Origin of the sequence: Cronobacter sp. HA18003 (genome assembly GCF_011605905.1) — a bacterium.
Taxonomy (GTDB): domain Bacteria; phylum Pseudomonadota; class Gammaproteobacteria; order Enterobacterales; family Enterobacteriaceae; genus Cronobacter; species Cronobacter sakazakii.
On record NZ_JAANQO010000011.1, the window covers coordinates 1,954,908 to 1,969,301 of the forward strand.

11 protein-coding genes are annotated in these 14,394 nt (G+C 55.4%); 3 read left to right on the plus strand and 8 right to left on the minus strand.

Annotated features, from left to right (window positions below; all coding sequences use genetic code 11):
• Positions 1–159: 159 nt before the first annotated feature.
• The 6 genes from hupB to bolA all read right to left on the minus strand — a co-directional run bounded on the left by hupB (position 160) and on the right by bolA (position 7,471).
• On the minus strand, positions 160–432 hold the full coding sequence (gene hupB, locus G6041_RS10380) for a nucleoid-associated protein HU-beta (RefSeq protein ID WP_004387727.1): 273 nt from the start codon (positions 430–432) through the stop codon (positions 160–162).
• Positions 433–641: 209 nt separating this feature from the next.
• On the minus strand, positions 642–2,996 hold the full coding sequence (gene lon, locus G6041_RS10385) for an endopeptidase La (RefSeq protein ID WP_004387728.1): 2,355 nt from the start codon (positions 2,994–2,996) through the stop codon (positions 642–644).
• 186 nt (positions 2,997–3,182) lie between these two features.
• A complete protein-coding gene (gene clpX, locus G6041_RS10390; protein WP_004387729.1) occupies positions 3,183–4,457 on the minus strand; it encodes an ATP-dependent protease ATP-binding subunit ClpX in 1,275 nt (424 codons plus the stop codon).
• A gap of 123 nt (positions 4,458–4,580) precedes the next feature.
• Positions 4,581–5,204: an ATP-dependent Clp endopeptidase proteolytic subunit ClpP gene (gene clpP / locus G6041_RS10395; protein WP_004387730.1), complete on the minus strand. Its 624-nt coding sequence runs from the start codon at positions 5,202–5,204 to the stop codon at positions 4,581–4,583.
• A 300-nt stretch (positions 5,205–5,504) separates the two neighbouring features.
• Positions 5,505–6,803, minus strand: a complete 1,299-nt coding sequence (gene tig / locus G6041_RS10400; RefSeq protein WP_004387731.1) for a trigger factor — start codon at positions 6,801–6,803, stop codon at positions 5,505–5,507.
• Between the two features lie 350 nt (positions 6,804–7,153).
• Positions 7,154–7,471, minus strand: a complete 318-nt coding sequence (gene bolA / locus G6041_RS10405; protein ID WP_004387733.1) for a transcriptional regulator BolA — start codon at positions 7,469–7,471, stop codon at positions 7,154–7,156.
• Between the two features lie 298 nt (positions 7,472–7,769).
• Between bolA and G6041_RS10410 the strand changes: the two genes are divergently transcribed.
• Both G6041_RS10410 and ampG read left to right on the plus strand, forming a co-directional pair.
• Positions 7,770–8,348, plus strand: coding sequence for a lipoprotein (locus G6041_RS10410; protein WP_004387734.1), 579 nt, complete (start codon positions 7,770–7,772; stop codon positions 8,346–8,348).
• Positions 8,349–8,402: 54 nt separating this feature from the next.
• Entirely contained in the window at positions 8,403–9,887 is a 1,485-nt protein-coding gene (gene ampG / locus G6041_RS10415) for a muropeptide MFS transporter AmpG (protein ID WP_012125491.1), read from the plus strand.
• Here ampG and G6041_RS10420 read toward each other — a convergent pair.
• Both G6041_RS10420 and G6041_RS10425 read right to left on the minus strand, forming a co-directional pair.
• Positions 9,876–11,216: a J domain-containing protein gene (locus tag G6041_RS10420; RefSeq protein ID WP_012125492.1), complete on the minus strand. Its 1,341-nt coding sequence runs from the start codon at positions 11,214–11,216 to the stop codon at positions 9,876–9,878. The two genes, ampG and G6041_RS10420, sit on opposite strands and share 12 nt — an antisense overlap.
• Entirely contained in the window at positions 11,216–12,916 is a 1,701-nt protein-coding gene (locus G6041_RS10425) for a molecular chaperone HscC (RefSeq protein ID WP_012125493.1), read from the minus strand. The genes G6041_RS10420 and G6041_RS10425 overlap by 1 nt, the downstream gene beginning before the upstream one ends.
• A gap of 520 nt (positions 12,917–13,436) precedes the next feature.
• Here G6041_RS10425 and cyoA point away from each other — a divergent pair.
• Positions 13,437–14,384, plus strand: a complete 948-nt coding sequence (gene cyoA, locus G6041_RS10430) for a cytochrome o ubiquinol oxidase subunit II (RefSeq protein ID WP_004387737.1) — start codon at positions 13,437–13,439, stop codon at positions 14,382–14,384.
• The last annotated feature ends 10 nt before the right edge of the window (positions 14,385–14,394 follow it).

Consider the following 14,394-nt stretch of genomic DNA (forward strand, 5'->3'; position numbering starts at 1 on the left):
ACATCCGCTGGGCCGCTGCGCGCAAAGGCGTATTGTGACAAGAAACCGGGGCGGTTGTCAGCCCATATCCGCAGATTACTCATCCAGAAAGAAAAAAGGCACATCTTATGATGCGCCTTGTTTTTTTATCCTCTGGCTGTGCTGACGCCAGCCACAGGATCAGTTAACCGCGTCTTTCAGCGCTTTACCGGCACGGAAACCCGGAACTTTCGCAGCCGCGATGGTGATTTCCTTGCCCGTCTGTGGGTTGCGGCCAGTGCGGGCAGCGCGTTCACGAACGGAAAAAGTACCAAAGCCAACCAGCGCGACTTCATCCCCGGACTGCAGAGATTCAGTCACGGAATCAATCAAAGCATCTAACGCACGTCCAGCCGCTGCTTTAGAAATATCGGCACCTGCGGCAATTTTGTCTATCAGTTGAGATTTATTCACTCTTCTCTTCCTCTCTTTATATTTTATATCGCACCGGGATCCTTCAGGGTGCGACCGCGCAGCAGTTATAACAGTCCTCACATGCCCTTACAACAGGAGTTGTTGATGGCACCCCAGACCGGCAATCTAAATTAGCTATACAAAAAAAGGCTGGCAAGTACGAAAGCACTTACCAGCCCTGTTTTTCTCAGCGCGCTTGCGTCAGGTCACTATTTTGCGGTGGCGACCTGCATGCCGTACGGCGCGTTTTGCAGCGCCAGCGTCAGCACTTCTTCGATGCGCTTAACCGGGTGGATATCCAGATCGGCAATCACGTTCTCCGGAATCTCTTCCAGGTCGCGTTTGTTTTCATCCGGGATCAGCACGGTTTTGATGCCGCCACGGTGCGCCGCCAGCAGTTTCTCTTTCAGGCCGCCAATCGGCAGTACCTGACCACGCAGCGTAATTTCACCGGTCATCGCCACATCGGCGCGCACCGGGTTGCCGGTCAGGCAGGAGACCAGCGCGGTGCACATCGCGATACCGGCGCTCGGGCCATCTTTCGGCGTGGCACCTTCCGGCACGTGAACGTGAATATCACGTTTTTCGTAGAAGTCGCTGTTGATGCCAAGCTTCTCAGCGCGCGCGCGAACGACCGTTAACGCCGCCTGGATAGATTCCTGCATCACTTCACCCAGTGAACCGGTGTAAGTCAGTTTGCCTTTACCCGGCACGCACGCAGTTTCGATGGTCAGCAGATCGCCGCCCACTTCCGTCCACGCAAGCCCCGTCACCTGCCCTACGCGGTTTTCGCTGTCGGCGCGGCCATAGTCGAAGCGCTGCACACCCAGGAAATCTTTCAGGTTTTCACCGGTGATTTCGATGCGTTTGAGCGATTTATCCAGCAGCAGCTGTTTTACCGCTTTACGGCACAGTTTAGAGATTTCACGCTCAAGGCTACGCACGCCCGCTTCGCGAGTGTAGTAACGGATGATGCCGATAATGGCGCTGTCATCGACGTTAATCTCATTCTCTTTCAGCGCGTTACGCTCGATCTGCTTCGGTAGCAGATGGCGCTTCGCGATGTTGAGTTTTTCATCTTCGGTGTAACCGGACAGACGGATCACTTCCATACGGTCCAGCAGCGGCGCCGGAATGTTCATGGAGTTGGAGGTCGCGACGAACATGACGTCGCTTAAGTCGTAATCCACTTCCAGATAGTGATCGTTAAAGGCCACGTTCTGTTCCGGATCGAGTACTTCCAGCAGGGCGGAAGCCGGATCGCCGCGCATGTCAGAGGACATTTTGTCGATCTCATCGAGCAGGAACAGCGGGTTTTTCACGCCCACTTTAGCCATTTTCTGGATAAGTTTACCCGGCATGGAGCCGATGTAAGTACGGCGGTGACCGCGGATTTCCGCTTCGTCACGCACGCCGCCGAGCGCCATACGGACATATTTACGACCGGTCGCTTTGGCGATGGACTGACCGAGCGAGGTTTTACCTACCCCCGGCGGCCCGACCAGGCAGAGGATCGGCCCTTTGATTTTGTTAACACGGCTCTGAACCGCGAGGTATTCCAGAATGCGGTCTTTGACGCGCTCAAGGCCGTAGTGGTCGGTATCGAGGATTTCCTGGGCCTGACGCAGGTCTTTTTTGACTTTGCTGCGCGCGTTCCACGGCACCTGCACCATCCAGTCGATATAACCGCGTACCACGGTCGCTTCGGCGGACATCGGCGACATCATTTTCAGCTTCTGCAGCTCGGCTTCGGCTTTCTCTTTTGCCTCTTTCGGCATTTTGGCCGCGTCGATTTTACGCTTCAGCGCTTCGTTTTCGTCCGGCGCGTCGTCCATTTCGCCGAGCTCTTTCTGAATGGCTTTCATTTGCTCGTTCAGATAGTACTCGCGCTGGCTTTTTTCCATCTGTTTTTTGACGCGATTACGAATGCGTTTCTCAACCTGCAGCAGGTCGATTTCCGATTCCATCATCGCCATCAGGTATTCCAGACGCTCATTGATGTCGGACATTTCCAGCACCGACTGCTTGTCGCTGAGCTTCAGCGGCATATGCGCGGCGATGGTATCCGCAAGACGCGCCGGATCGTCGATGCTGTTAAGCGACGTCAGCACTTCTGGCGGGATTTTTTTGTTCAGCTTGATGTAGCCTTCGAACTGGCTAATCGCGGTGCGCACCAGCACTTCCTGCTCGCGCTCGTCAATAGCCGGCGATTCGAGGTATTCCGCTTTTGCCGCGAAATGGTCGCCGTTGTCGGAAAGCGTGGTAATACGCGCGCGCTGCAAACCTTCGACCAGCACTTTGACGGTACCGTCCGGCAGTTTCAGCATTTGCAAAATAGACGCCACGGTACCGACGGTAAACAGATCGTTCACGCCCGGCTCATCCGTTGAGGCTTCTTTCTGCGCCACCAGCATGACTTTTTTGTCATTATCCATGGCGGCTTCAAGACAACGAATAGACTTTTCCCGTCCCACAAACAAAGGGATAACCATGTGCGGATAAACCACCACATCGCGCAATGGCAATACGGGGATTTCAATGCGTTCAGAACGCTCAGGATTCATAGAGCTCTCTCTTAGTTTAGTTTCCGCCTGGTGATGGGGCGCATGTGAACGCACTTCACGGCATCACCAATTAAGTAAATCAGTATATGGGGATGTTTCCCGGACATTCAACGGCACGGAAGCAGGAAAAATAAATGGGGGAATATTTCCCCCATTTATTGTTAACTGATTGTCGGAACGGGCGAATTATTCGCCGGATGCCTGCTGGGCTTCCGGCTTGCCGTAAATCAGCAGCGGCTCGCTCTGGCCGGCAATCACCGACTCATCGATGACCACTTTTTCCACTTCTTCCATGGACGGCAGATCGTACATGGTCTCAAGCAGCGCCGCTTCTACGATAGAGCGCAGGCCACGCGCACCGGTTTTACGGGACATCGCTTTCTTCGCGATGGCTTCCAGCGCTTCGTCGCGGAACTCAAGCTCCACACCTTCCAGATTGAACAGCGCCTGATACTGCTTGGTCAGGGCGTTTTTCGGCTCTTTCAGGATCTGGATCAGGGCGTCTTCGCTCAGCTCATTCAGGGTGGCCACCACCGGCAGACGACCGATGAATTCCGGGATCAGACCAAACTTGATCAGATCTTCCGGCTCCACCTGAGAGAGCAGTTCGCCTTCGGTCGCTTTCTGCGATTTGCCTTTGACCGTCGCGCCAAAACCAATGCCGGATCCGGTTTCTACGCGGTTCGCGATAACTTTATCGAGGCCCGCGAACGCGCCGCCGCAGATAAAGAGGATCTTGGAGGTATCCACCTGCAAGAACTCCTGCTGCGGATGCTTGCGACCGCCTTGCGGCGGTACGGCAGCCACGGTGCCTTCGATAAGCTTCAGCAGCGCCTGCTGAACGCCTTCGCCAGAAACGTCACGCGTGATAGACGGGTTATCGGATTTCCGGGAGATTTTATCAATCTCATCGATATACACGATGCCGCGCTGCGCTTTCTGCACGTCGTAGTCGCACTTCTGGAGCAGTTTCTGAATGATGTTTTCCACGTCCTCGCCCACGTAACCGGCTTCGGTCAGCGTGGTGGCGTCAGCCATGGTGAACGGCACATCCAGCAGGCGCGCCAGCGTTTCGGCGAGCAGCGTTTTACCGCTACCGGTCGGGCCGATCAGCAGAATGTTACTTTTGCCAAGCTCAACGCCGTTAGACGTGTCGCCATTGCGCAGACGTTTGTAGTGGTTATAGACCGCTACCGCCAGCACCTTTTTGGCCTTTTCCTGACCGATAACGTAATCGTCAAGATGGCTACGAATTTCATGTGGCGTCGGCAGAGCGCTGCGTTCACGGTGCGGAGCCACTTCTTTAATCTCTTCGCGAATAATGTCGTTACACAGATCGACACACTCGTCGCAGATATACACGGACGGCCCGGCAATCAGCTTGCGCACTTCATGCTGGCTTTTGCCGCAAAAAGAGCAGTACAACAGTTTGCCTGAGCTGTCTTTGCGCTTATCTGTCATGAGTCAAAACCTCTTTTCTGTTCTTAGTGCCGCACGCGACAACGCCATGCCAATACCAGCGCCTGCCGCCAGGATACCGAGGACCACCTCTTAATGAGTATAGCGGCCCTCGCGTGGCGGGCGTCAGTTACGGTGGGTCATGATGGAGTCAACCAGACCATACTCTACTGCTTCACCTGCAGAGAGGAAACGGTCGCGCTCGGTGTCTCTCTCGATTTGTTCAAGAGGCTGGCCCGTATGTTGCGCCATCAGTTCATTCATGCGTGCTTTCACTTTCAGGATTTCGCGGGCGTGGATTTCGATATCCGTCGCCTGCCCCTGGTAGCCGCCCAGCGGCTGGTGGATCATTACGCGCGAGTTGGGCAGGCAGAAACGTTTCCCTTTCGTGCCCGCGGTCAGCAGGAATGCGCCCATTGACGCCGCCTGGCCCATACAAATGGTGCTGACGTCCGGCTGAATAAACTGCATGGTGTCGTAGATAGACATCCCGGCGGTGATTACCCCACCCGGCGAGTTAATGTAAAGATAGATGTCTTTCTCTGGGTTTTCCGCTTCCAGAAACAGCATCTGCGCGACAATCAGGTTGGCCATCTGGTCTTCGACCTGGCCGGTCAGAAAAATGATACGTTCCTTGAGCAGACGGGAGAAAATATCGTAAGAACGCTCGCCGCGCGAGGTCTGTTCAACAACCATCGGCACCAGAGCCATATGGGGTGCAAATTGATCACGTTCGTCACTGTATGACATATCCGTCTCCTGGATAAATATTCTGAGTAACCTGCTGCACTGATTCTACTTGAGACCGTACAGGATGACTATGCTCCTGCCGGTAAACACCTTACGGACGGATTATCAGCCAGTCGTTCACTTTTTACTGTTTCATTAATGGGGATAATGATGCCCTGTTTCAAGCATAACAATCTTTTGCTGTTACGCTAACACCGAAACACGCCTGACCCGCCATTTTTGGGTAGGAAAAGTGACAAAAAAGCCCGTCACCCTGCGGTGACGGGCCCCATGTGCCTCGTCGTGAAACGATGAAAGGGCTTACGCCTGCTGGTTCATCAGTTCGTTGAAAGAGGTCGGTTTTTCGGTCACTTTGGCTTTCGCCAGTACCGCTTCAACCGCCTGCTCTTCCAGCGCCACGTTGCGCATGTTGTCCATCAGCTCGTTGTTCTTGCTGTAGAACTCGATAACTTCTGACGGATCTTCGTAAGCGGAAGCCATCTCTTCGATCAGCGCTTTCACGCGATCTTCGTCAGCTTTCAGCTCGTGGGTACGGATCACTTCACCCAGCAGCAGGCCAACAACAACGCGGCGTTTAGCCTGTTCTTCGAACAGTTCGCGCGGCAGTTCCAGAGCCTGTTTCTCGTTGCCACCGAAACGCTGTGCAGCCTGACGGCGCAGCACGTCGATTTCGCCGTCGATCAACGCCGCCGGAACGTCGATGTTATTCGCGTTCACCAGACCTTCGATAGCCTGAGACTTGATGCGGTTACGCACGGCGCCTTTCAGTTCGCGCTCCATGTTTTTACGCACTTCAGCACGCAGACCAGCAACAGAACCATCTTCAACGCCGAAACGTTTGATGAACTCTTCAGTCAGTTCCGGCAGTTCGCGCTCTTCAACTTTCTTCAGGTTGATGACGAATTTCGCCGCTTTACCTTTCAGGTTTTCTGCGTGGTACTCTTCCGGGAAGGTCACGTCGATGGTGAACTCTTCGCCCGCTTTGTGGCCTTTAATGCCTTCTTCAAAGCCCGGGATCATGCGGCCCTGGCCCATCGCCAGTACGAAGTCGGTCGCTTTGCCGCCTTCGAACTCTTCGCCGTCTACAGAACCGGTGAAGTCGATGGTCACACGGTCTTCTGCATCAGCAGCGCCGTCTTTGTCTTTCCAGGTCGCCTGCTGCTTGCGCAGGGTGTCCAGCATGGTGTCTACGTCAGCGTCGGTCACTTCAACAACCGGTTTTTCCACTTCGATAGATTCCAGGCCTTTCAGCTCAACTTCCGGGTACACTTCGAACTCTACCGCGTAGGTGAAGTCTTCGCCCAGTTTGTATTCGCCCGGAACGTAGTTCGGCGCGCCAGCCGGATTGATTTTTTCTTTGATGATGGCGTCAACGAAGTGACGGCTCATCAGATCGCCCAGCACATCCTGACGCACGGAAGCGCCATAACGCTGAGCAACAACATTCATCGGTACTTTGCCTTTGCGAAAGCCGTCGATACGCACTTTCTTTGCCACGTTGACCAGCTCGCTTTTTACAGCGTTCTCGATGCTGTCAGCAGCGATAGTAATCGTTACACGGCGCCCAAGGCCCTGAGTGGTTTCAACTGAAACTTGCATCTTGTTACCTCAAAAAATCACAGTGCTCGGTCAACTCTGGAAGCCCTATGGTATTCGCTTCGCAGAACCGGGACGTCTTCTTTAGCAGAAACACTATCCCTGTCGCCAGAATCGTCCCGAAGACATTCCGAAAAATAAGACGCAGCATTATAGCGGCATCCCCTTGGGGAGTCGAGAAAAGCCAGCCGAGGCATTGCGGCACTTTTCACACTTCCCGGCAAAATTACGACTGAAAAATGCACATACCGTGCAAAATTCAGGCAAAACAAAAACGGCCACGCAGGCCGTTTCGTTTTCTTACCGCTGGCGCAACATACTGGAAAAGCTCCCGACGTTGCAACTGTGATTAATCAGGCCAGCGTGCCGGCTCCCCGACAGGCCGGAGAAGGCAGGACAGTATCCTGTAGCCCTTCCCACTCTTTAAGCGTGTAGGTATGCAGCGCCAGCGCATGCACCGTCGAGGCCAGCTCTTCGCTAAGGATGCCGTAGATGAGGCGGTGACGATTCAGAAAACGCTCGCCAACAAAGCGATCGCTGACCAGCACGACTTTGAAATGGCTTTCAGAGCCTGCCGGTACGTTATGACGATAGCTTTCATCCACCACATCCAGAAAGACAGGCTCAAACGCTGCTTTCAGTTTTTCTTCGATCTGCTCGCGTATCATCATAAAACTCTCCTCGACCACGCTGCGATGGCAGCCATCACTTTAAAGGTTAGCCGCTTTTACCGTTTCCATTGTCAAAAAACAACACAATTTTAACTTTTGCAGCCGCTTCGCTTTATGGCAGGCTGTGCGCCCGGTCGCGCCGTTTTACGGGAATCTGTTACGGTGCGAAGCCAGGCGACGGTCATAAAAAAGACATTGCGTTATTTTCAGTCGACTGGCCTCTTCCCCTCGCGCATGGCGATGCTATGATGGCGGGAATTTTCTTCTTTATTGCCCATGGACCGTTGAGAGCCTGAACATGTTAAAAAAAGTACTCTTCCCGCTCGTCGCCCTTTTTATGCTGGCCGGATGTGCCACACCGCCGACGACGATTGAAGTCTCCCCGAAAATCACCCTGCCGCAGCAGGACCCGAGCCTGATGGGCGTGACCGTCAGCATCAACGGCGCTGACCAGCGTCAGGATCAGGCGCTCGCGAAAGTCACCCGCGACAACCAGCTGGTAACGCTGACCGCCTCTCGCGATCTGCGTTTCCTGCTCCAGGAAGTGCTGGAAAAACAGATGACCTCCCGCGGTTATATGATTGGCCCAAGCGGCGCGGTGGATCTGCAAATTATCGTCAACCAGCTCTATGCTGACGTCTCGCAGGGTAACGTGCGCTACAACATCGCCACCAAAGCGGATATCTCTATCATCGCCACCGCGAAGACCGGCAATAAGATGACCAAAAACTACCGCGCCAGCTATTCTGTTGAAGGCGCTTTCCAGGCGAGCAACAAAAACATCGCCGACGCCGTTAACTCCGTGCTGAGCGACACCATCGCCGATATGGCGCAGGACACCAGCATTCACGAGTTCATCAAACAGAACGCGCGTTAATCATCCTTGTTGTTAAAGGCCCGGTTCGCCGGGCCGCTTTTTTTACGGCCGCCCATGCACAGTTCTTACTTACGTCTTTTCCAGCAGCCGAAATCCGCCATTTTACTGATCCTCGGCTTCGCTTCTGGACTCCCGCTGGCGCTCACCTCCGGCACGCTCCAGGCCTGGATGACGGTCGAGAATATCGATCTCAAAACCATCGGCTTTTTCTCCCTCGTCGGTCAGGCTTACGTCTTTAAATTTCTCTGGTCGCCGGTGATGGACCGCTATACGCCGCCGTTTCTCGGCAGACGCCGCGGCTGGCTGTTTATCACACAGCTGTTATTACTGATCGCCATCGCCGCGATGGGCTTTTTAGAGCCCTCAACGCATCTGCGCTGGATGGCGGCGCTGGCGGTGCTGATTGCGTTCTGCTCGGCATCGCAGGATATCGTGTTTGATGCCTGGAAAACGGACGTGCTGCCCGCAGATGAACGCGGAACGGGTGCTGCGATTAGCGTGCTGGGCTACCGGCTGGCGATGCTGGTGTCTGGCGGGCTTGCGCTCTGGATGGCGGACCGCTGGCTTGGCTGGCAGGCCACTTACTGGCTGATGGCCGCGCTGCTGATCCCCTGCATTATCGCCACCTGGCTTGCGCCCGAACCGGACGACGCGATCCCCGCCCCGCGCACGCTGGAGCAGGCGGTGGTCGCGCCTCTGCGCGATTTCTTCGGGCGCAATAACGCCTGGCTTATTCTGCTGCTGATTGTGCTTTATAAACTTGGCGACGCGTTCGCCATGAGCCTCACCACCACCTTTTTAATTCGCGGCGTCGGCTTTGACGCCGGTCAGGTGGGGATGGTGAACAAGACGCTGGGGCTGCTCGCCACTATCATTGGCGCGCTTTTCGGCGGTGCGCTGATGCAGCGGCTCTCACTGTTTCGCGCGTTGATGATTTTCGGGATTTTGCAGGCGGTTTCAAACGCGGGTTACTGGCTGCTGTCGGTGACGGATAAACATCTGCTGAGCATGGCCGGTGCGGTCTTTTTTGAAAACCTGTGCGGCGGCATGGGCACCGCGGCGTTCGTCGCGCTGCTGATGACGCTCTGTAATAAGTCGTTCTCCGCCACACAGTTCGCCCTGCTCTCTGCGCTCTCGGCCGTGGGCCGCGTCTATGTCGGCCCGGTCGCGGGCTGGTTTGTGGAAGCCTACGGCTGGCCGACGTTTTATCTTTTCTCGGTCGCGGCGGCCGTGCCGGGCCTTCTGCTTTTACAGCTGTGCAAGGAAACGCTGGAATATATGGGCGATACTGGCAAGTTTTTGCGCCGCCAGGCCTACCCGGCTGGCTACCGGTTTGCGTTGCGTCTGCTGCTGCTCGGCTGCGTGCTGGCAGGCGTCTGGCTGCTGATTATCATCAGTCACGCGCTCGGTCTGAGCGCGTTGACCTTCGGCGTCACGCTGCTTGAAGCGGGCATAGCGCTGGCGCTTGCCGGTATCGTGCTCGGCTGCCTGCTGGATTACCTGGCGCTGCGCAAGGGCTCTGCGCGTTCACAGCCCTAAGCGTAGTAAGGTAATCATGTTGCTTATTATCGCGCTATAGACTTTGCTGCCGAACGGAATCAGAAGCAGGTTGATTATCCACGGAAGCTGACTGATAAGGTTTACAGGAAACCCCAACGGCCCGGAGATAATATCAATGGGCCAGCGCCACCAGACCCGCATTCGCGGCCTTAAACACACCACCAGCACCGCCACGATAATGACGACCACATAGAGCAGCGGCGTGATTTCATGGTTTTTGTGGTAAAACCCGACGGTATATCGCGCAAGCTCTCCCACCGGATGGGCAAGTAGCGCGACGGATAACAGCACGTACCCGACACGAATGCCGATCCGCTGACGACTGCCTTCCGGATAGCGGTTCCAGAGATAAGGTATGCCAAACAGGTAAACCACCACTATCGCGCCGACGATACCGACATCCACCGCCGTCACCTGCGGGTCGATCGCAAGGAAACCCAGCACGCTGCCCCAGAAGAGCACAGCCATAAAGGTATAGAGTGGCAGCGCCCAGCCAGGCGCAGATAAAAGCTCAATCATGACCGGATTCAGACGCTGCCACATCCCCGGATGCTCGCTGCACATCGCGCGCGCGCGCTGGCGTGCCTCATCCAGAAAACCGGGCCAGAAACGCCCCCACCAGGGCAGCGGCGCCTGCGGTTCGCTGATCAACCGCCAGCGGGCTTTCGACAGCCAGTTCGCCTGATGCTGGCCGCGCTCCACGACCATCCGGTACTCTTCTTCCGTCGTGGCGATACGCGCTTCAAGCGCCCAAACCAGCACGTCAGGCAGCGCCGTGCTGCGGTAGTGATCCAGCTCCCAGCCCATAATTCTGCCCACATGCTCCAGCATGCCGCGCGTCAGCCACTCCTCCTGTGAGAGCGCATCGGCAAGCCGCTCGCTGAAATAACGGCGTGCCGCCAGCGCATCCGGCAGCCCGGTTGCGAGAAACGTCTCCAGTTGCTGACAGCCCGCCATCTCGTCAGCCACAATCGAGGTGGCGAGCGCCTGCGCCTGCTCGTTAAGCGTTTGTGCATCCCAGTCAGCCAGCGTCACGGTTTCAGCCTGCGGCAGAGGCTCGTCCTGCGGCGTCAACAAAGTCTGCGGCGTAAAGCGGTAGGTAATGACGCCTTCATCATCACCCTCTTCATCCTCTTCTTCCTCGTCATACTCCTGATAGCGCTGCGCCGCCTCATAGGCTTCGCGTAACTGCTGATACTTTTGCGGATCCTGATCCGGGCGGTGTTGCTTAACGATTTTTGCCCACGCGCGGCGCAGCGCGCCTTTATCTTTTGTTGGCTCAAGGCCAAGAAGCGTCCAGGCGTCCATTAGCGTAATCCGTCGTCAAATTGCGCGAGGATCTGCTCCAGCGCCTGGCGCGCGAGCGCGATCTCACGCAGATCCTGGCTCTCCAGCGCCTGCTCGAATTGCGCGCTGTAGTGATCGATAAGATGGCGTCTTTCGCCGAGCGTTTGCTCATAACGCAGGCTCGCCTGCGCCAGCAGTTGCCGGTTCTCCGTGCGGTCACGCGGGTGAATTTTCAGGGCGTCGAGCTGTGCCAGACGCTGTTTGATCTCTTCCGGGCTAAGGCTGCCAGGGGCGCGTTCAATCACCAGCGACGCCGCGCTCTCCTGGCCGTCCACTTTGCACTCCACTTCCAGAATGCCGTCGAGGGTATAGGTAAAGCGCACGTCCACCGTTACCTCGCCCGCCGGGCGCGGGGGAATATCAAGCGTGAATTTATCGAGCAGAATATTTTCCGCGACGCGGCGCGCTTCGCCCTGAAACACGGCGATCTCAAGCTGGCGCTGGTTATCGTAAACAGTGGAAATCGAGCGGAACATGCTGACCGGCACAAAGCTGTTGCGCTCAATAATGGGGAGAAAATACCCGCTGTCATAGCGATCGCCGTTGCGGCGCGCCGTTTCGATACCAAGCGAGTATGGCATGACGTCGGTAAGCACGATGTCATCGAGCGCGGCGTCAAGGCTGGCAAGTCCGGCCTGAATGCCCGCGCCGAGCGCGACGACTTCATCCGGGTTGAGTTCGGCGCGCGGAAAGCGGCCAAACATACGCGCGGCCAGCTGGCGCACCACCGGCATGCGCGTGGCGCCGCCCACCAGAATCACATCGTCCAGATCGCTGATATCAAAGCGGGCGTCGCGCAGCGCCTGGATGACCGGCTGTTTGAGGCGCGCCAGCAGCGGCTGGCAGATCTCCGTTAAAGTCTCGTTGTCGAGCGTCCACGTCATCTCATGGCCGCCCGCGCTGAGCGTGGCGGTCGCCTGCGCCTGGTGCGTCAGTTGCCGCTTGAGGCTTTCTGCCGCGTCCACCAGTTGCGCCTCTTCCTGCGCGCCGGACGGCTGGTAGTTCGGGTAACGCGAAAGCATCCACTGGCGGATGATGTCGGTAAAGTCATCGCCGCCAAGCCTGGCGTCGCCGCTACTGGCGCGCACTTCAATCACGCCTTCAAACATATCGACGATGGAAACGTCAAACGTGCCGCCGCCCAGATCGAAAACCAGAAACTTTTGCTCGCGATTATCGGCAAGACCGTAGGCGAGCGAGGCCGCCGTAGGTTCATTCACCAGCCGCTCAACCGTAAGCCCGGCCAGATGCCCGGCGGCTTTCACCGCTTTACGCTGGATATCGTTAAACCAGGCTGGCACGGTGATCACCGCGCGGGTAACTGGAGAGCCAAGCGCCACTTCCGCATCGGCTTTCAACTTGCGAAGCACTAAGGCAGACAGCTCTTCGGCGCGAAAGCGGTGTTCGCCGAGCGCGAAGATTTTATCGGTGCCCATGTAGCGCTTGAAGCTCGCATGAGTGAGTGCCGGATGGCTCACCAGCCGCGCTTTCGCCGCCTCGCCCACAATGAAATGGCCGTCGTCATCCAGCCCGACCACCGATGGCGTGAGGACGTGCTTCTGCCCATCGGCAATCAATGTGGCCTGCCCTTCATTAAACCAGGCCACCGCGCTGTTGGATGTCCCCAGATCGATGCCGACGAGCGGCGTTGCTGTTTCCATGTGTATCAATCCTTTACCCTGAATAATTGTTGTTTTTTTGTTGCTTTTATCGCCAGAAAAAAAGCACAACGAAGAAAGTGTTCCAATTTACTGGTCAATAAAATAGCATCTGATTTGCTTAGATATATTTATCGAAATTTGGTAGCAGAGACTTTAAATAATTTCGTTTATCATTCTGTGCGACATTATTTTTAACGATTCAGCACCGGGAATAATTATTTCCGCGCCGTTATTGTTTCTCATTTGAAACCGCCTTGTTAATTTATTGTATGTTATTTTCTCCCCGATATACTCAATTCCCGTCTTGACCTTACTTTACATAGGATTTTGTTATAACCCTTGCCATGTGGCTGTCATGGCTTACATTTTACATTTTGTTGCATTGGCTGTGACGGTAGCGACAGAACCCGGTTACACCCCGCAGACAGTGCGCCATTCGTGTTTACAGTAATGTAACCTTCCCGTAAAATGCCCGGCACACTTTAACCGCCACCAGATCCCCCTGAATTGAGGTCGTTAAATGAGACTCAGGAAATACAATAAAAGTTTGGGACTGCTGTCATTATTCGCAGGCACTGTTTTACTCAGTGGCTGCGATGCTGCGCTTCTCAACCCCAAAGGACAGATTGGACTGGAGCAACGTTCACTGATACTGACCGCCCTCGGGCTGATGTTGATTGTCGTGATTCCAGCCATCTTGATGGCTATTGGCTTCGCCTGGAAATATCGGGCAACCAATAAGGACGCAAAATACAGCCCCAACTGGTCACACTCCAATAAAGTTGAAGCTGTTGTCTGGACCATCCCGATCCTTATCATCATTTTCCTTGCAGTACTGACATGGAAAACCACGCACTCGCTCGAACCCAGCCGTCCGCTGGATCACGATGCGAAGCCGGTGACCATCGAAGTTATCGCAATGGACTGGAAGTGGTTCTTCATTTATCCGGAGCAGGGTATCGCAACGGTCAATGAAATCGCGTTCCCGGCGAACACGCCTGTGGAATTCAAAATCACCTCCAACTCGGTGATGAACTCCTTCTTTATTCCGCGCCTGGGTAGCCAGATCTACGCAATGGCAGGTATGCAGACCAAACTGCACCTGATTGCGAACGAAGCCGGCACCTACGACGGTATTTCTGCTAACTACAGTGGTGCAGGTTTCTCCGGCATGAAGTTCAAGGCAATCGCCACGCCGGATAACGAGACCTTCAACCAGTGGGTGGCCAAAGCGAAGCAGTCTGGCAAAACCATTAACGATATGGCGACCTACGACAAGCTGGCGGCCCCGAGCGAATACAACAAAGTCGAATACTTCTCCAGCGTAAAACCGGATTTGTTTAAAGATGTGATTAACAAATTCATGGGACCTGGGAAGAGCATGGATATGACTCAGTCTGAAGGGGAGCATAACGCCCACGAAGGCATGGAAGGCATGGACATGAATCACGCGGAAACCTCTCACTAAGGGGCCGAGG

What these genes read in the sequence shown, in the direction of transcription:
- lon (WP_004387728.1), bottom strand. Translation starts at nt 2,996, where the DNA reads ATGAATCCTGAGCGTTCTGAACGCATTGAAATCCCCGTATTGCCATTG.
- cyoA (WP_004387737.1), top strand. Translation starts at nt 13,437, where the DNA reads ATGAGACTCAGGAAATACAATAAAAGTTTGGGACTGCTGTCATTATTC.
- G6041_RS10425 (WP_012125493.1), bottom strand. Translation starts at nt 12,916, where the DNA reads ATGGAAACAGCAACGCCGCTCGTCGGCATCGATCTGGGGACATCCAAC.
- clpP (WP_004387730.1), bottom strand. Translation starts at nt 5,204, where the DNA reads ATGTCATACAGTGACGAACGTGATCAATTTGCACCCCATATGGCTCTG.
- G6041_RS10410 (WP_004387734.1), top strand. Translation starts at nt 7,770, where the DNA reads ATGTTAAAAAAAGTACTCTTCCCGCTCGTCGCCCTTTTTATGCTGGCC.
- bolA (WP_004387733.1), bottom strand. Translation starts at nt 7,471, where the DNA reads ATGATGATACGCGAGCAGATCGAAGAAAAACTGAAAGCAGCGTTTGAG.
- G6041_RS10420 (WP_012125492.1), bottom strand. Translation starts at nt 11,216, where the DNA reads ATGGACGCCTGGACGCTTCTTGGCCTTGAGCCAACAAAAGATAAAGGC.
- ampG (WP_012125491.1), top strand. Translation starts at nt 8,403, where the DNA reads ATGCACAGTTCTTACTTACGTCTTTTCCAGCAGCCGAAATCCGCCATT.
- clpX (WP_004387729.1), bottom strand. Translation starts at nt 4,457, where the DNA reads ATGACAGATAAGCGCAAAGACAGCTCAGGCAAACTGTTGTACTGCTCT.
- tig (WP_004387731.1), bottom strand. Translation starts at nt 6,803, where the DNA reads ATGCAAGTTTCAGTTGAAACCACTCAGGGCCTTGGGCGCCGTGTAACG.